At 73.9% G+C, this 16237-nt stretch carries 15 protein-coding genes and 1 pseudogene; 7 read left to right on the top strand and 9 right to left on the bottom strand.

Annotated features, from left to right (window positions below):
* Both PUR71_RS08015 and PUR71_RS08020 read right to left on the bottom strand, forming a co-directional pair.
* Window positions 1-1002 carry a GlxA family transcriptional regulator gene (locus tag PUR71_RS08015; RefSeq protein ID WP_329925658.1) on the bottom strand — a complete coding sequence of 334 codons (1002 nt, stop codon included), beginning with the start codon at window positions 1000-1002 and terminating at the stop codon, window positions 1-3.
* Between the two features lie 233 nt (window positions 1003-1235).
* A complete protein-coding gene (locus PUR71_RS08020) occupies window positions 1236-2720 on the bottom strand; it encodes an LCP family protein (RefSeq protein WP_329925659.1) in 1485 nt (494 codons plus the stop codon).
* On the opposite strand from PUR71_RS08020, the gene PUR71_RS08025 reads away from it, so the two are divergent.
* Complete coding sequence (locus PUR71_RS08025; RefSeq protein WP_329925660.1) at window positions 2701-2874, top strand: hypothetical protein; 174 nt, start codon at window positions 2701-2703, stop codon at window positions 2872-2874. The two genes, PUR71_RS08020 and PUR71_RS08025, sit on opposite strands and share 20 nt — an antisense overlap.
* Before the next feature lie 442 nt (window positions 2875-3316).
* Here PUR71_RS08025 and PUR71_RS08030 read toward each other — a convergent pair whose 3' ends face one another.
* From PUR71_RS08030 to PUR71_RS08050, 5 genes and pseudogenes are all read right to left on the bottom strand, one after another.
* A complete protein-coding gene (locus tag PUR71_RS08030; RefSeq protein WP_329925662.1) occupies window positions 3317-4075 on the bottom strand; it encodes an AAA family ATPase in 759 nt (252 codons plus the stop codon).
* Between the two features lie 75 nt (window positions 4076-4150).
* Window positions 4151-5719: a murein biosynthesis integral membrane protein MurJ gene (murJ, locus tag PUR71_RS08035; protein WP_443077408.1), complete on the bottom strand. Its 1569-nt coding sequence runs from the start codon at window positions 5717-5719 to the stop codon at window positions 4151-4153.
* Between the two features lie 116 nt (window positions 5720-5835).
* Window positions 5836-6522: a hypothetical protein gene (locus tag PUR71_RS08040; protein ID WP_329925664.1), complete on the bottom strand. Its 687-nt coding sequence runs from the start codon at window positions 6520-6522 to the stop codon at window positions 5836-5838.
* Window positions 6523-6623: 101 nt separating this feature from the next.
* Window positions 6624-7006, bottom strand: a pseudogene (locus PUR71_RS08045) ((2Fe-2S) ferredoxin domain-containing protein); the annotation flags it as partial.
* Between the two features lie 4 nt (window positions 7007-7010).
* Entirely contained in the window at window positions 7011-8993 is a 1983-nt protein-coding gene (locus tag PUR71_RS08050) for a heavy metal translocating P-type ATPase (protein ID WP_329925665.1), read from the bottom strand.
* Between the two features lie 115 nt (window positions 8994-9108).
* On the opposite strand from PUR71_RS08050, the gene PUR71_RS08055 reads away from it, so the two are divergent.
* On the top strand, window positions 9109-9486 hold the full coding sequence (locus tag PUR71_RS08055) for an ArsR/SmtB family transcription factor (RefSeq protein ID WP_329925666.1): 378 nt from the start codon (window positions 9109-9111) through the stop codon (window positions 9484-9486).
* Window positions 9487-9540: 54 nt separating this feature from the next.
* Window positions 9541-11064, top strand: a complete 1524-nt coding sequence (locus PUR71_RS08060; RefSeq protein WP_329925667.1) for a hypothetical protein — start codon at window positions 9541-9543, stop codon at window positions 11062-11064.
* 49 nt (window positions 11065-11113) lie between these two features.
* Here the strand turns inward: PUR71_RS08060 and PUR71_RS08065 are convergent, their stop codons facing one another.
* Window positions 11114-11689 (bottom strand): GNAT family N-acetyltransferase, encoded by a 576-nt coding sequence (locus PUR71_RS08065; protein WP_329925668.1) that lies wholly within the window; start codon window positions 11687-11689, stop codon window positions 11114-11116.
* A complete protein-coding gene (locus PUR71_RS08070) occupies window positions 11676-12608 on the bottom strand; it encodes a class I SAM-dependent methyltransferase (protein WP_329925669.1) in 933 nt (310 codons plus the stop codon). The genes PUR71_RS08065 and PUR71_RS08070 overlap by 14 nt, the downstream gene beginning before the upstream one ends.
* 538 nt (window positions 12609-13146) lie before the next feature.
* Here PUR71_RS08070 and PUR71_RS08075 point away from each other — a divergent pair.
* The 4 genes from PUR71_RS08075 to PUR71_RS08090 are packed head-to-tail and all read left to right on the top strand — an operon-like array spanning window position 13147 to window position 16225.
* Window positions 13147-14841, top strand: a complete 1695-nt coding sequence (locus PUR71_RS08075; protein ID WP_443077409.1) for an ATP-binding protein — start codon at window positions 13147-13149, stop codon at window positions 14839-14841.
* Window positions 14838-15245 carry a roadblock/LC7 domain-containing protein gene (locus PUR71_RS08080; RefSeq protein ID WP_329925671.1) on the top strand — a complete coding sequence of 136 codons (408 nt, stop codon included), beginning with the start codon at window positions 14838-14840 and terminating at the stop codon, window positions 15243-15245. Before PUR71_RS08075 ends, PUR71_RS08080 begins: the two co-directional genes overlap by 4 nt.
* Before the next feature lie 19 nt (window positions 15246-15264).
* Window positions 15265-15630: a DUF742 domain-containing protein gene (locus PUR71_RS08085; RefSeq protein WP_329925672.1), complete on the top strand. Its 366-nt coding sequence runs from the start codon at window positions 15265-15267 to the stop codon at window positions 15628-15630.
* Complete coding sequence (locus PUR71_RS08090; RefSeq protein ID WP_329925673.1) at window positions 15611-16225, top strand: GTP-binding protein; 615 nt, start codon at window positions 15611-15613, stop codon at window positions 16223-16225. Before PUR71_RS08085 ends, PUR71_RS08090 begins: the two co-directional genes overlap by 20 nt.
* The last annotated feature ends 12 nt before the right edge of the window (window positions 16226-16237 follow it).

A 16237-nucleotide genomic window follows, 5' to 3' on the forward strand; every position in this document is an offset into this window, starting at 1 on the left:
TCAGGTGGTGGCGACGCGGAAGCGGCGTCGGTATTCGGTCGGGGTGGCGCCGAGGTGGTCGCGGAAGACGCGGTGGACGGTCTCGACGGAGCCGAAGCCGCAGGCGCGCGCGACGGCGGGCAGGGGCTGGTCGGTCCGTTCGAGGAGGCGGCGCGCGGCCTCCAGGCGCAGCTGCTCCACGTAGGCGCCGGGTGTGGTGCCGGTCTCGGCGCGGAAGACCCGGGCGAAGTTCCGTTCGCTCATCGTGACGCGGGCGGCGAGCACGGACACCGAGAGGTCGGCCTCGAGGTGGTCGGCGATCCAGCGGCGCAGGGTGCGCAGGTCGGCGCGGCCGCCGGTGCAGTGGGTCAGCGGGACACTGAACTGGCTCTGGCCGCCGGATCGCTGGAGGTACATCACCATGACGCGGGCGATGTCGAGCGCGAGGTCGTCGCCGTGGTCCTCGGCGACGAGGGCGAGGGTCAGGTCCATGGAGGCCGTGAGGCCCGCGCTCGTCCAGATCCGCCCGGAGCGGATGAACACCGGGTCGGCGTCGACCTCGACGGCGGGGTGGTCGGCCGCGAGGCGGGCGGCGGTGGCCCAGTGGGTCGTCGCCCGGTGCCCGTCGAGCAGCCCGGCCGCGGCCAGCACGTGCGCGCCGGCACACACGGAGGCGACCCGCCCCGCCTCCGGCCCCACCTCGCGCAACCACGCCACGACGGCGTCGTCGACGCGCGGCACGGGCCCGTCCGCCCCGACGTCCACCCGTCCGGGCACCAGGACGGTGTCCGGGCGCACCGGCGGCTCGCGCAGCGTCTCGCCGACGTGCAGCGGGATGCCGGAGAACGTGTCCACCAGCCCGGCCCGCTCGGCACGGAACCGGATGTCGTACCCGGCCGCTCCCGGCGGCAGCAACCGCGTGGCGAGCGCGAGGACCTCGGCGGGTCCGGTCACGTCCAGCGCGTTGATCCCGGCGAAGACCGGGATCACGACGAGGTGCGGGAGGGGTGCGGGCTTGCTCATGTCCCCAAGCCTCGCCCGGGAACCGTGGTGGCGGCAATGACGGGAGTATGCAGGATCCGGACACGGGGCGGAGCGGCGGCAGTGGGCCGCCGGCCGTCGAGAGGGCCGGCGGCCTGCTTGCCGGGCAGGGCCCGGCCGCGCCGGAGGAGATCCGCATTGCGGAATTCACATTCCGCCAGACCTCGAGGGAGGGTGAGGCGCCACCGGAGCCCGTCAACAGGGGGACCGGGGCGTCAGAAGACGCAGGGAATCCCTCCGTCGGACTGGGCGTCGACCTTCGGGCCCTGCATCGGGAGGTTGGCGGTCGGGTCGGTGGGGCCGGCGGTGGGGGTGGCGGGGCGGTCGGAGGCCACGCCGTCGAAGGTCGTGCCGAGGGTGACCACCACGTGGCCGGCGCCGGCCGAGGAGGACTCGGCAGCGGTGACGCCGTAGCGGGCGGCGATCTGGTCGGCCGCCTCCTTGGCCCCCTTGCCGTACGTGACGGTGGTGGTCTTCGGCTTGGTGGCCGCCGGACCGGTCCGGCCCTCCTTGAAGCCCATGCCGACCAGGACCTTGACCTCGTTGGACGAGGACACCCCGGCGGCGGAGGAGGCGTTGAACACGTCCACCGTGGCCGGGGCCGCAGCCTGCGTGGGGGTCGGCGGCGAGGTCGGGGCCGCGGTCGCGTCGGCGGTCGGGGTGTCACCCGGGGCGGGGACGGCGGCGGCGGCGTCGGCTCCGGTGAAGACCTGCTTGACCACCTTCTGGATCTTCGCCGGGGTCACGAGGTTGACGTCCTGCGGCGGGTCGCCCTTCTTGCCGCCGGTGTCGTAGGTCAGGGTGTTGAACTCGACGTTGCCGCCGGTCAGGGCCGGGGCCTGCTGGGCGAAGTCGAGGATGTTCCACTCGTTGTCGATGACGAGGTCCTTCTGCACCACGCCGAACAGCTTCTGCATCGCGCCGAGGTCGCCGATGACGCCCTGCTGCTTGAGCTTGTGCATCACCGAGGAGATGAAAGCCTGCTGACGGTGCGTGCGGGCGAAGTCGTCCGAATTGCCGTGCCCGTCGTTGAGATTGTGGCGCTGGCGGACGAAGGAGAGGGCGTCGGCGGCGTTGAGGTGGCTGACCCCGGCCGGGAGCTTGAGGCCGGTGCCGCCGCCCTCGTGGCCCGGCGTCCGGGCGATGATCGGGTCGTTCACCGGGTGGGTCAGGCAGACGTCGATCGGCTCGAGCGCCTTGGCGATGTCGTAGAAGCCCATCAGGTTGACCTCGGCGATGTGGTCCACCGGCTGGTCGACGAACTTCTGGACGGTCCGGATGGTGGCCGCGCGCCCGGCGTCGCGGCCGGCCTTCTCCAGGTCCGCGCCCTTGAGCCCCTTGGCCTTGGCGCTCTTGTCGAACCGGTCCTTGGCGTTGCCGTAGGCCTCCTTGATCTTGGCCATGCCCATCTCGGAGCCGTCGCCGCCGTAGGTCATCACCCAGTCGTCGCGCGGGATGGAGACCGCCTGCACCTTGCCGCCGCCCGCCGGTATGTGCAGCAGGATCAGCGAGTTGGTGTTGTAACCGCCGATGCTGGAGTCGGCGCCGGCGTGCAGCTCGTTCTGGACGATGGCCGGGTCGACGTCCGAACCGTCCATGTTCTTGCGGCTGTCGAGGCCGATCAGCAACAGGTTCACCGAGTTGTCGAGGTGCTTGGGCGCGTCCTTCTTCGTCTCGGCGATGGCGTTCGACGTGGTCATCCCGTCGGTCAGGGACGTGTACTCGTACCAGACCACACCGCTGGCGACGAACACCGACAGCCCGACCGAGCACGCCACCGTCCGGCCCACGATCAGCGCCGGCGACCGCCGTCCGGCCGCACTGCCCGTGACCCGTCCACCGCTCCGCCTGTGACCCACGCTGCTGCCCCCATCCTCGACCGACGACTCCTCTGAATTCCCAGAGGCGCTGACCTACCGTTCATGTTGCACGATGTGTCGCGGATCACGAGCGCCCGGCAGAGCCTCTGGCGCCCCAAGCGGCTGGATTCAGCACCTGGAGCCGATGATGTGCTGCGACGCCGGCCGCCACGGCTTCGACCTGGTCGACCTCGCCGCGCACCCGGTCGGCTGACCGGCCGGGCCGCCCGGGGGCCGAATGCCCCCGGGCGCTCGGCCTTCACGTGTACGGCGGGTGGTAGGCGAGTTGGCGCTCGACGGGGCCCGCGCCGAAGTCGCCGAGGCCGTTGACGACGTCGCCGGGAGCGAGGCGGACGAGACGATGCAAGGAGGTCGGCGAGCGCCGAGTTGATCTTCATGGTCGGGAAACGAAGGGCCCCGGTTTCCTCGGCGGCCGGTCAGGACGGCGGCTCCCCTGGGCCGGTGATGTGGCGCAGGTACGCCTCCGGGCGTTCCAGGTAGCGCCGCCAGTGGTCGACGAGGGCGAGGTCGCGCCAGTGGGTGGGCCGGATGCCGTGGTCGCCGACCTCCAGGACGGCCGAGCCGGGGGTGGCGGCGAGGATCGGCGAGTGGGTGGCGCAGACGACCTGGGCACCGGTGCGGCCGAGTTCGTGCAGCAGGCCGACGAGTCGCAGGCTGGAGGTGAAGGAGAGCGCCGCCTCGGGCTCGTCCAGGATGTAGAGGCCCGGCTCGCGGAACATCGACTCGAAGACGGTGAGGAAGCCCTCGCCGTGGCTCATCAGGTCGGTGCGCTCGCTCCAGTACCGGCCCCGGCCCTGCTTCTCCTCCATCATCTGCAGCGCCGTCTCGGCCCGCAGGAAGAAGCCGTTGCGCCGCGAGCGCGGGCCCGAGGCCATCGCCCGCCCGCGCTCGGCGTAGTCGAGGCGCAGGTGCTCGCCGAGCACCCCGCGCTCCCGGGGGCCGGCGTAGCGGGCGCCGGCCCGGCCGCCGTAGTTGTCCACGCCGTACGCCTCGGCGAGGGCCTCGACGAGCGTGGACTTGCCGGAGCCGTTCTCGCCGACCAGGAAGGTCACCGGCGCGGGGAAGGAGATGCCGCCGCCGAGCAGGCCCCGCACGCACGGGACCGTCCACGGCCACTGCGACAGCTGCCGCTCGGCGAGCATCTCCCGGTGGACGCGCATCCTCTCGACGATCACTCTTCACGCTCCCTGATTCGTACACGGTCCGGCTCACCATAAACAGGGGCACCGACGACGGCCTCCGGGAGACGATCAGCGCAGGCCGGGGAGGGCGCGCAGTTCGGTGATGCGGAGCAGGCGGGCGAGGAGGAGGAAGAGGAGCGCCATCGTGAGGCCACCCGCCGCCAGGGACAGGACCGGGGTGCGGAGCGCGGCCACGGCGCCGTCCGTGCAGCCCAGGCCGACGAGCCAGCCGGCCGCGCCCGCGAGGGCCGCCGCCGCGGTGAGCTTGCCGTAGGTGCGGCAGATCCGGCGGCCGTCCAGCAGGCCCTCCGTGCGGCGGCGCAGCCGGACCGCTGTCAGGAGCAGGCCGACGCCGTACGAGAGCGCGTACGCGCCCGCCATGCCGGTGACGGCCCAACGGGCCGGGAGCAGCAGGTGGCAGGCGGCGGCGAGGGCGACGTCGGTGGCTCCGATCCACAGGGCGAGGCGGAACGGGGTGCGGGTGTCGTCGAACGCGTAGAAGCCGCGCAGGAGGAGGTACTGGGCGGAGAACGGGACGAGGCCGAGTCCGAAGGCCTGGAGCATGTGGCCGAGCGGGAGGGTCGTGGCGGGGTCGGTGGCGCCGTGCGCGAAGAGGAGTTGCGCGATCTGCGGGCCGAACGCGAGGAAGGCGAACGCGGCCGGCACGATGACGACGCCGCTGATCCGCAGCGAGCGGGAGAGATCGGCACGGAGGGCACCGATGCGGTGCTCCACGACCGCGCGGCTCATGCGCGGCAGCAGGGCGGTGACGAGGGTGACGGTGACGATCGACTGCGGCATCGTCCAGATCTGCTGCGCGTAGGTGTAGGCGGTGTACCCGACGCCGTCCTTCGGGAGCGCGGTGTCGGCGGCGGAGGCGAAGCGGGTGACGAGCGTGCTCGCGACGAGGTTGGTGAGGACGAACAGGAGGGTCCAGCGGGCGGCGCTCACGCTCTTGCGCAGGCCGGTGCCGCGCCAGTCGAAGCGCGGGCGCGGACGGAAGCCGGCGGCGAGGGCGTACGGGACGAGGGAGAGCGCCTGGACGGCGAGTGCGACGGTGGTGCCGGTACCGAGCAGGGCGACCTGTTCGGGGGTGATGCCGGAGACCTGGTCGGGGGCGTTCAGCAAGCCGACGTAGAGGCCGAACACGGCGATCAGGACGACGTTGTTGAGGACCGGCGTCCACATCATCGCACCGAAGCGGTCCCGGGCGTTGAGGACCTGGCCGAAGATGCTGAAGACGCCGTAGAAGAAGATCTGCGGCAGCAGGTAGCGCGCGAGCACGACGGTGAGCTCGAACGCGGCGTGCGTGTCCGGGGTGTCGCTCTGATAGAGGGCGATGACCGTCGGCGCGGCCCACACCGCGAGGGCCGTCCCGGCGGCGAGGACGCACAGCACGAGCGTGACGAGGCGCTGCTCGAAAGCGGTGCCCCCGTCGGGGTGTTCGGCGTGGGCGCGGACGAGCTGCGGGACGAGCACGGAGTTGAGCGCGCCGCCGATCAGCAGGAAGTACAGGCTGGTGGGGACGGTGTTGGCCAGGTTGTAGGTGGTGGCCAGCAGGCCGACGCCCAGGGCGTCGGCCTGGAGCACCTGGCGGATCAGGCCGGTGGCGCGCGAGACCACCGTCCCGGCGGCCATCAGCGCCGACGAGCGCGGTGATCCGCTCGTCCGTCCCGGGGAGGCGTGCCGTCCGTGGCTCTTGCGTCCGATCACGGAATGAACCGACGCCCGGACGACGGCCGGTGGTTCCCCGGTCAGTCCTTCCAGACGGTGGCGGTGGCGTTCAGCGCGTAGTCCGCCGGGGCGATCGAGTCGATCTTGATCAGGGCCGTGCGGCCGCCGGGGGTCCGGAGGCAGACGAGCGAGCCGACGCTGACGTGGGCGCTCTGGCCGGGGTGGGTCATCGCCCACTCGCGGCACTGGGCGCCGGTCGGGGCCGACTGGCCGTCCCAGAGGCCGAACTGGTCGTGGTCCGGCTGGATCTCCTCGCGCAGCACCGCGGTCGTGGGGGTGAAGCCGGTGGCGTAGATCCCGTGCGGGAAGCCGGAGGCGCTGGTCGGGGGGTCGAGGTCGAAGTCGATGCCGCGGTCCATCGTGATGGCGACCGGGACGCTCCAGAGCTGAGCGGGCCCGGTGGCCGACGGGGACGGCGGCGCGGCGACGGAGGTGGCGGGCGCCGGTGCCGCGGAGGGCACGGAGGGTGCGGAGACCGATGGCGTCGCAGCCGAGATCGGCAGCGGCAGCCGCTTCGGATCGTCGCTCGTGGGCCGCACCGCCGTCCCGAGGATCAGCGCCAGGACCCCGACCGCGACGACGCCGAACCGCGCCCCGGGGGTCTTGGGCCCGGGCAGGCTGATCCCGGCGCCGCTCGCGGCCTCCCTCGCGAAGGCCACCACGAAGCAGAGCAGTCCGAAGACCCACAGAGTGATCGTTCCGGCCATCGGTCCCCGTCCCCCGCCCCATCTGACCCGACATCAGGCCAGCCGATGCTACCGGGTTCCAGCCGTGCGGGCGCCGGCAATTCCGCGCGGGATCCGCCTTGGTCGAGCGCCTCCCGGATCCGCCGGGAAGGCTGGAACTCGTAGAGGTCGAGGACGCCCGGCGGGTCCGCCGGTCCCGGGCCGCCGTCGGCGACTCACGTGACGATGTCGGCGACGGCGTCCGCCTCGTCGACGCCGGCGAGCCACACCGGGCGGCCGCCGGCGCGGCGGCCCTCGGCGGACGGGTGGACGACCACACGTAGGCCTGCTCGCACGCGTCCAGGCAGGTGCTCGGGCGGACGGTCGCCACCCCGTCCAACGCGCCGCGCAGTCGGGCGGGTTGGGTGGCGTGGTCCACGCCGGGCACCTTCGGGGTGCCGCAGCAGCTCCGGCACACCGTCACCGTGGTGCGGGCCGCGGGCTCCTCCTCCTCCTCTCCTCGCAGCGGCTCACCGGCCGGCCCTGGCGCGGGTCCAGGCGGCCTCGCGCAGCAGCCGCAGGCCGTTGAGGCCGACGATGACGGTCGAGCCCTCGTGGCCGAGGACGCCGAGCGGCAGCGGGAGGGTGGCGACGAGGTCCCACACCACCAGGACGGAGATGAACACCGACGCGATCACGAGGTTCTGCACGACGAGACCGCGCGCTCGCCGGGAGAGCGCCACCACGGTCGGGACGGTGGCGAGTTCGTCGCGCACGACCACCGCGTCCGCGGTCTCCAGGGCGAGGTCCGAGCCGGCCCGGCCCATCGCGACGCCGGTGTGGGCGGCGGCCAGCGCGGGCGCGTCGTTGACCCCGTCGCCGATCACCAGCACCTTGCGGCCCGCCGCCTCGCGCTCGCGCACGGCGGCCACTTTGTCCTGCGGCAGCAGCGCGGCGCGCACGTCGGTGATGCCGACCTCGGCCGCCAAGTGCGCTGCGGCGCGCGGGTTGTCGCCGGTCAGCAGCATCGGCGCCCCGCCGGTGAGCGAGGCGAGCGCGGCGACGGTGGCGGCGGCGTCGGGGCGCAGCCGGTCGGCGATGCCGAGCACGCCGAGCGGGACGCCGTCGGCCTCGACGAGGACGGCGGTGCGGCCGGCCTCCTCCAACGCACCGACGTGCGCGGCGGCTTGGTCGACCTCTGCGCTACTGCGCCCGTCGAGCAGGCGGGCGGGCGCGGCGACGGCGATGATGCGGCCGTCGACGGTGGCGCTGACGCCGATGCCGGGGGTCGAGGTGAAGTCCTCGGCGGCGGGGAGGGCGAGGCCCCGGGTGCGGGCGGCGTCGACGACGGCGCGGGCGAGCGGGTGCTCGCTGGGGTGCTCGGCCGCGGCGGCGAGGGCGAGCAGCCCGTCCGGGGTGAGGCCGGAGCCGGTGAGCGGGCGGAGGTCGGTGACGCGCGGGGTGCCCTCGGTCAGGGTGCCGGTCTTGTCCAGCGCGACGGCGTCACTGTGGCCGAGGCGCTCCATGACGACGGCGGACTTGACGAGCACGCCGTGGCGTCCGGCGTTGGCGATCGCGGAGAGCAGCGGCGGCATGGTGGCCAGCACGACGGCGCACGGCGAGGCGACGATCATGAACGTCATCGCGCGCAGCAGCGAGTCGGTCAGGGCCGCGCCGAGGGCGAGCGGGACGGCGAAGACCGCCAGGGTCGTGAGGACCATGCCGATCGAGTAGCGCTGCTCGACCTTCTCGATGAAGAGCTGGGTGGGTGCCTTGGTCTCGGACGCCTCCTCGACCATCGTCACGATCCGCGCGATCACCGAGTCGCGGGCGTCCCGGTCGACGCGGATCCGCAGGGCGCCGGTGCCGTTGAGGGTGCCGGCGAAGACCTCGTCGCCCGTGGCCTTGGCGACGGGCAGCGGCTCGCCGGTGATGGTGGCCTGGTCGACCTCGCTCGCGCCGTCCAGGACCCGCCCGTCGGCGCCGATCCGCTCGCCGGGCCGCACGAGGACGGTGTCGCCGACGGCGAGGGCGTCGGTGGGGACGCTCTCCTCGGCTCCGCCCGGGAGCAGACGGGTGGCGGTGGCCGGGGCGAGGTCGAGCAGCCCGCGCACGGAGTCGGCGGTGCGGGCGGTGGCGAGCGCCTCCAGGGCGCCGGAGGTGGCGAAGATGACGATCAGCAGCGCGCCGTCCATGACCTGCCCGACGGCCGCGGCGCCGAGGGCCGCGACGATCATCAGCAGGTCGACGTCGAGGGTCCTCTCCCGCAGCGCCCGAAGGCCGGCCCAGGCGGGCTCCCAGCCCCCGGTCACGTACGCGAGGGCGTACAGCGGGCCCCAGGCCCAGGCGGGGGCGCCGGTCAGCTGGAGCGGCAGCGCGAGCAGGAAGAGCACCGTCGCCGCGGCGGCCCACCGGGCCTCGGGCAGGGCGAACACCCGGGTGCGGCGGCGGGGAGCGGCGTCCGGACGCGGCGGCGCGGTGGGCGCCGGGCGCTCGATCAGGGTGGCGGGCATGGCAGGCGGGGACCCTTCGGACACGACAGGACGAGGGCAGGGCTGGGCCCTGGCCGTCTCCACGATACATGAACATATGAACGCTCCTTCATTCATGGGCTGTACGATGGCTCCCATGGGCCACGGAGCCGCCACCACCCGATCCGCCGGGACCGCCGCCGAGGCCGTCCCGCGCACCCGCCTGGACGCCGACGACGCCGCCCGCGTGGCCACCACCCTCCAGGCCCTCGCCACCCCCTCGCGCCTGCTGATCCTCTCCCGCCTGCGCGAGGGCCCCTGCGCCGCCACCGAACTCGCCGCCGAGGTGGGCATGGAGCAGTCCGCCTGCTCCCACCAGCTCCGCCTGCTGCGCAACCTCGGCCTCGTCACCGGCACCCGCCGGGGCCGCTCGGTGGTCTACGCGCTGTACGACGACCATGTGGCCGAACTGCTCGACCAGGCCGTCTACCACATCGAGCACCTGCGCCTGGGCCTGGCCGACGCGACCGACTGACGGCCGGGCGCCCGCACCTGGACGGCGGACCGAGCCCGCTGGGACGATGGCGCGATGCCCTCCCCCGACTCGCTCGACTCCCCCGGCTCGCCCGTCACCGCCGACGCGCTGCTGCGCGGCGTCGCCGCCAACCGCGCCGCACCTTCGGACGTCCTGCTGCGGCTGCTGGCGCCGGAGGCGAAGCCCGCGCGCGTCGACCTGTGCGAGCGGCGTCCGCTGCCGGACGACGTCGTCGAGGCCGCGATCACGCACCCGGAACCCGGGGTCCGGCGGGCGATCGCCCGGAACAGGTACGTCCCGGTGGAGATCCGCAGCCGGCTGGTCCACGACCCGCTCGACTTCGTGCGCGTCGCGCTGGCCGCCGGGCCGCGTCCACGCCACTCCCGCACCGTGCCGCTGCCCGACGAGGCGCTGGTCGCCCTGCTCTGCGCGCAGGACGATCCCGACCGGGGCGGAATCCTCACCGCGGACGAGATCCGGCAGGAGCTGGGCTTCTCGTGCCAGATACCGCAGGCCTTCTCCCTCCGCACGGTCGACCACCCTCACCCCCGGATCAGGGCCCACGCCGCCGGCAGCTGGCAGTTCCTCACCCCCGCCCAGCGCGAAGCCCTGCTCGCGGATCCGGACGAAACCGTCCGCGAGCGGGCCCGTCGCGAAGCCAGCCGCCTCGACCCGGCCACCCTCGACGCGCGCTTCCACCGCCCGGACCTGAGCGAGCGCGACCGGCGCACCCTGCTCTGGATGTACGCGGCCTCGGACACCGTGGCCGAGTACTGCTTCACCGAGGATCCCGGCTGCCTGCCCGCACTCGCGGCCAGCCCGTACACCCCCGCACACGTCGTCGGCCGGCTCGCCCGCCACCCCGACCCGGCGCTGCGCCGACACGTCGCCGAACGGATCGACGTCCCGGCCGAGTTGCTCGCGGAACTCGCGGCGGACCCGGACCCCTCCGTCCGCACCCGGGCACTCGCGCACCCGTTCCCCCGCACTCGGGCTCAGGCCGCCGTCATCCGCAGCGTCCTCGCCGACGACCCTGCGGAGCTCGGCCCGATCGGCGCGGGGGCCGTGGCCGAGCCGGACTGGTACCTCGCCGGCGCCGTCTCCGAACTCCCGTCGCTGCGCCGGGCCGCGGCCACCTGGCCCGGCCTGCCCGCGCACCTCGTCGAGCGGCTCGCGAACGACCCGGACGCCGGGGTGCGGCACCTGCTGGCCTACCACCACCCCCTCGCCCCGCCTCGGACCGTCCTGGCGGCGTTCCTCGCGAGCCCCGCCCAGCGCGCGTACCTGCGGACGCTACCGACCCTGCCCCGCACGGGCCTTCAGCACCTCCTCGGCCACGAGGACCCCGAGGTCCGCGCCCTGGCCGCCGCGGACCCGTCCCTCGACCACGCACCCGTCGGCCTCCTCACCGACCCCGACGAGCGCGTCCGCCGGGCCGCCGCCACCAACCCGCTGCTCCCGCCCGACGTCCTGGACGCCCTCCTCACCGACCCCGCACTCGCCGAGGCCGCGGCGGCCAACCCCGCGCTCACCGCGAAGCGGCTGCACGGCCTCCTCGACCTCGCCGGGCTGCCGTAGCCGCGCCCGCTCCGCGCCGTCTCCGCGCTGTCAGGTTCGTCGCCGACGCCTACGGGCTCGCGGACGCCGACGTGGAGGAGCTGATCGCCGAGCGGGACTGGCAGGAGCCGAGGAAACGCACCATGTGCAGCTTCGTCACGGCCCGGCCGCCGACCAGGACCGCCCTCGGCTCCCGGCCCCACACCTCGAAGCCACACGAGGTGTAGAGCCGGACCGCCGCCTCGTTGCCTTCCGAGACCGTCAGCAGCACTTGCCGCAACTCCGCCTCGGCGGCCGCCAGTTCGAGCGCCTGCTCGACCAGCGCGCGGCCCACGCCCCGGCCGCCGGCCGCACGGGCGACGGCCATGCCGAACAGCGTCGCCTTGTGCCGCTCCTGGCTCCGGGCGCGCAGCCTGAGGCCCGCCGTGCCGATCAGCCCGCCGCCCGCCGCGAACGCGCCGAGCAGCACGCCCTCCGCCAGCCGGCGGACGGACGCCGCAACGGGCTTCGCGCGCTCCTCCTCGTAGCTCGACGTGAAGGCCTCGGGCGTCTCCCGGAGGGCCTCCAGGCGGAAGGTCCGGTACACCTCCGCGTCGCCCGCACCCAGCCGCCGGATCGTCACGCCGCCGGCGTCAACGGCGGACACGCGTGCACCTCGTCAGGTACGGCATCGCGATCTCGTCGCGGTCCGCGAGGTCGGGGTGGGTGTCGAGGAGGTGTTCGACGTCCGCGAGCAGGCGGGTGCGCTCGTCCTCGGGGAGGGTGATGACGTAGCTGCGGGAAGCCACCATGTCGAGGATCCCGGCCCTCGTCGTCAGGTGCTCCCAGCGGATCTCCAGCCGCTCGGGGGCGCCGAAGGGGGCGGGGACGACGGGCTCGGTGTCGATCGTCCGCTTCGCCGAGCGGTGCATGAGGGCGCCGAGTTCGGCGGCCCACCGCTCGGACTCGTCGCGGACGTTCCAGATCAGGGAGAGCGTGCCACCGGGGGCGAGCACGCGGGCGATCTCCGGGACGGCGGCGCTCTGGTCGAACCAGTGCCAGGCCTGCGCGACGACCACCGCGTCCACGCTGCCGTCCGGCAGGGGGATCCGCTCCGCCGAGCCGCCCCGCACGGCCGCCTTCGGGACGGCCGCCGCCAGTCGGTCGCGCATCGCCCCGTCCGGCTCGACGGCGACGACGTCCAGGCCCGCGTCGACCAGCAGGCGGGTCAGCTTGCCGGTGCCCGCACCGAGGTCGAGCACCCGGCGGGCCTCGCGCGGCACCGCCGAGCCGATCAGCGCCAGCGGGTAGCCGGGCCGCCCCTGCTGGTACGCGTCGGCCGCGGCGCCGAACGAGCGGGCCCGCAGCTTGCCGGACCAGCGCCGGGTGGCGCCCTGACGGGTCATCCCGCAGGCGCGGCCGATCTCCTCCCAGGTCGCGTGGCGGCCGCGGCGCAGCTCCTCGATGACCGCCGTGCGGCGGTCCTCCAGGGCGGTGATCACTTCGGACAGCCGGTGCAGACCGGCGAGGCCGCCTTCGCCCGCGACGTCGGCGGCGATGCGGCCGGCAAGATCATCGATAGTCACGGCCCCGCACTGTAGGGCCGCCCCGCGCCGGGCGTCAACATCCATTGCTCGGCATGCAACAGATGTTGCCCCGCCCGCCGAGCAGCTGAGTACCCGCACCCGCACGACGACGCCCCACCAGACGTCGCCCCGAGGAACCTCCCCGGGGCGGCGTCCTCGCGTACGCGCGCGACACCTCACTCTTTCGAGTGGGAACAGTCCGACGCCTTTGACCGTCGATAGCACGAACTCCGGCTCCCCGAAAGTCACTTCGCGCAGAAACCCTCCGCATGAGCGAATCCCCGGCAGGTTGCCGGTGCGAGCGCCCCGGGGCGAGAAACCTGGTGCGGGCGCCGGACCCGGTGGCACGGGGGCGCGACCGGCGCGAGCGGTCGAGCGCACGTGCGACATGTCTGACATGTCCGCCAAGATCGCACAAGTCAGCACTGCCACAGTAATTTTGAGTTTCGTTCAGAAATGTCGCGGCCCGGCTATGCTGCCTCGGACCACCGCCCCCCGACCCCTTCCGATGTCCCCTTCCGACCGTTTGAGGATGCTGATGCTTCAACCCGGATCGTCCCCCGGCAGACGGCCCACCGCGCCTCGTCCCGGGTGGCTGCTGCCCACGGCCGTGCTCGCCGCCGCCGCGGTCGCCGCCGTGGCGATCGCGGTCTCCGGCGCCCGCCCCGAGGTGATCTGGAGCGGCATCGCCGCCACGGCCGCGGTGGCCCTGGTGGCCGCCGAGGCGGGCCGCCGAGGCCGGGCGCTGTCCCTCCTGCGCCGCGAACACGCCCGACAGACGGACGAGTTGCGCCAGAAGATGCTCCGGCAGGACGCCACCATGGTCGCCCTCTCCCGCCAGGAGCTGCCGGCCGCGCTGGCCCGCCTGCGGGCCACCAACTCGGTCGACACGGCGATGCACGCCTACGAGTCCAGGGACCCGATGCTCAGCCCCGAGTACCGGGCCGCCCGGGACGAGCTGCTGCACCGCGTCCTGCGGGCCGTCGACGAGGAGACCGCCCAGCGCGAGGCCTCCCAGCGCGCCTTCGTGAACATCGCCCGGCGCGTCCAGGCGATCATCCACCGCCAGGCCCGCGACCTGCGCGAGATGGAGGACCGGCACGGCAACGACCCGGCCGTCTTCGACGACCTGCTGCGCCTGGACCACGGCAACGCCCTGACCGGCCGCCTCGCCGACTCCATCGCCGTCCTCGCCGGCGCCCGCCCCGGACGCCAGTGGAGCCGCCCGGTCGCGCTCTACAGCGTGCTGCGCGGCGGCATGTCGCGCATCCTGGAGTACCAGCGCGTCTCGCTGCACCCCACGCCCGAGGTCGCCGTGATCGGCCCCGGCGTCGAGCCGCTCATCCACGCGGTCGCCGAGCTCCTGGACAACGCGACCCGCTACTCCCCGCCGCACACCCACGTGCACCTCACCGCCTCCGAGGTGCAGACCGGCATAGCGGTCGAGATCGAGGACGGCGGCCTCGGCCTCAGCGAGGACGGCTACGCCCGCGCCGAAGAGGTCCTGCGGCACGCGCAGGGCGAGTTCGACCTCAACGACCTCGGCGAGACCCCGCGCCTCGGCCTGGCCGTCGTCGGGCGGCTGTGCCGCGCGTACGGCTTCCAGGTCACGCTGCGCCCGTCCGCGTACGGCGGCATCCGTGCGGTGCTGGTCGTGCCGCGCGAGCTGATCACCACCGCGCCGGCCACCGGACGCGCGCACGGCATCGGCTCCATCTCCGGCCCCCGCCCGCTGCCGGCCAACCAGCCGCGGTCCAAGTCCTCGTCGCGGCCGTGGGGTCCGCCGCCGCTGTCGGTCAACAGCCCGGCCTTCGCCAACTCCCCGTGGGCCGGCACCGGTCCGATGCCCAACGGCCCGGTCCCGTCCGGTCAGGTGTCCTCCGCCGCGCTGACGCCGGGCCAGGTGCCCGGACCGATACGGGCGAACGGGCACGGGCCCGGACCGATGGACGACCTCCCGGTCGTGACCGAACGCGGCCCCAACGGGCTGCCCCAGCGTCGGCGCCACCGCCAGACGCTCGGCCGCACCGGCTACCCCGCGCCCGCCCGGGACACGGCGGGACCGGCCCAGCCCGCGCCCAAGGAGACGGCCAAGGAGCCGGTGCAGCCCGGCATCTGGCTCACCGCCTTCCTGGAGGGCATCAACGGCGAGGCGTCGCCCACCGGTTCGGGCGAGAGCCCCGGCGGAGCCGACCAGACCAGAGACAACACGGCAGGGAAAGGCGAGCAGTGATTCAGCAGCGCACCAACATGGACTGGATGCTCAAGGACCTGGCGCTGAGCGTCCCGTACGCCCGCCACGTGATCGTCCTGTCCTCGGACGGCCTGCGGATGGCCCAGTACGGCACCGACCCCGACGCCGCCGACCGCCTCGCGGCGGCCTGCGCCGGCCTGCAGAGCCTGGCGACGGCCGTGGCGCACGAGTTCCCGCACGGGGACGGCGGGATGCGCATGGTCGTGATCGAGGTGAGCGGCGGCTTCTTCTACATGATGGCGGCCGGCTCCCGCGCGTACCTCGCCGTGCTCGCCGACGAGGGCGTCGACGCCGGGCTGGTGAGCTCGCAGATGCGCGACCTCGTCGCCCGGATCGGCGAGCACCTGACCACGCCGCCGCGCAAGGGCGAGCAGGTCGCATGAGCGAGCGAAAGGTGGATTCATGACTGACCCCGGCCCCGGCGGGCGCCGGGACGACGACGATCCCGAGCGCCTGTACGTCATCACCGGCGGGCGCAGCGGGCCGGCCGGACCGACCCCGTTCGACCTGGTCACGCTGATCGTCACGCGCAGGGACCCGCGGCCCGGCATGCAGCCCGAGCACGCGGCGATCCTGCGGCTGTGCACCGCACCCCTGTCCGTCGCCGAGATCTCCGCCTACCTGCGGCTGCCGACGAGCGTGGTGACCGTGCTGCTGGCGGACCTGCTCGACGACGAGCTGATCGAGGCCCGCGCCGCCGTACCCCCGGCGGACTTCCCCGACCGTGCCCTTCTGGAGGCGGTGATCCATGGACTACAGCGACTCTGACACGCTGGTCGGGCCGGCGGCCTCGGACCTGCTGCCGGCCACCGCGACCGCGGCGGTCAAGGTCGTGATCGTCGGAGGTTTCGGGGTCGGCAAGACGACCCTGGTCGGTTCGGTGAGCGAGATCCGTCCGCTCACCACCGAGGAGACGATGACCCAGGAGGGCGAGGGCGTCGACGACGTCGCCGGGGTCGAGCGCAAGACCGAGACGACCGTCGCGATGGACTTCGGCCGGATCAGCATCAGTGACGAACTGGTGCTGTACGTGTTCGGCACCCCCGGGCAGGAGCGGTTCTGGTTCCTGTGGAACGGCCTGTTCGAGGGCGCGCTCGGCGCGGTGGTGCTGGTCGACACCCGCCGGCTGGAGGTCAGCTTCGAGGTGATCGGGCGTCTGGAGGACCGGGGCGTGCCGTTCGTCGTCGCGATCAACGGCTTCCCGGAGTCGCCCGCGCACCCGGTCGAGGAGCTGCGGGCCGCGCTCGACCTGCCGCGGGACGTGCCGATCGTCACCTGCGACGCCCGGCGGCGCGACTCCTGCCGGGACGTCCTCATGGCCCTGATGCGCTACCTGTACGACTGCGCCGCGAAGCGGGCGTGAGCCGGCGCCCCG

The organism is Streptomyces sp. SP17BM10 (assembly GCF_036322405.1).
In the GTDB taxonomy this organism is placed as follows: domain Bacteria; phylum Actinomycetota; class Actinomycetes; order Streptomycetales; family Streptomycetaceae; genus Kitasatospora.

Excerpts from the sequence above, each read along its gene's own strand:
- PUR71_RS08015 (WP_329925658.1), bottom strand. The coding sequence starts at position 1,002 with ATGAGCAAGCCCGCACCCCTCCCGCACCTCGTCGTGATCCCGGTCTTC.
- PUR71_RS08025 (WP_329925660.1), top strand. The coding sequence starts at position 2,701 with ATGGCGTTCGACGTGGTCATCCCGTCGGTCAGGGACGTGTACTCGTAC.
- PUR71_RS08020 (WP_329925659.1), bottom strand. The coding sequence starts at position 2,720 with ATGACCACGTCGAACGCCATCGCCGAGACGAAGAAGGACGCGCCCAAG.
- murJ (WP_443077408.1), bottom strand. The coding sequence starts at position 5,719 with ATGGCCGCCGGGACGGTGGTCTCGCGCGCCACCGGCCTGATCCGCCAG.
- PUR71_RS08040 (WP_329925664.1), bottom strand. The coding sequence starts at position 6,522 with ATGGCCGGAACGATCACTCTGTGGGTCTTCGGACTGCTCTGCTTCGTG.
- PUR71_RS08050 (WP_329925665.1), bottom strand. The coding sequence starts at position 8,993 with ATGCCCGCCACCCTGATCGAGCGCCCGGCGCCCACCGCGCCGCCGCGT.
- PUR71_RS08055 (WP_329925666.1), top strand. The coding sequence starts at position 9,109 with ATGGGCCACGGAGCCGCCACCACCCGATCCGCCGGGACCGCCGCCGAG.
- PUR71_RS08060 (WP_329925667.1), top strand. The coding sequence starts at position 9,541 with ATGCCCTCCCCCGACTCGCTCGACTCCCCCGGCTCGCCCGTCACCGCC.
- PUR71_RS08075 (WP_443077409.1), top strand. The coding sequence starts at position 13,147 with ATGCTTCAACCCGGATCGTCCCCCGGCAGACGGCCCACCGCGCCTCGT.
- PUR71_RS08085 (WP_329925672.1), top strand. The coding sequence starts at position 15,265 with ATGACTGACCCCGGCCCCGGCGGGCGCCGGGACGACGACGATCCCGAG.
- PUR71_RS08090 (WP_329925673.1), top strand. The coding sequence starts at position 15,611 with ATGGACTACAGCGACTCTGACACGCTGGTCGGGCCGGCGGCCTCGGAC.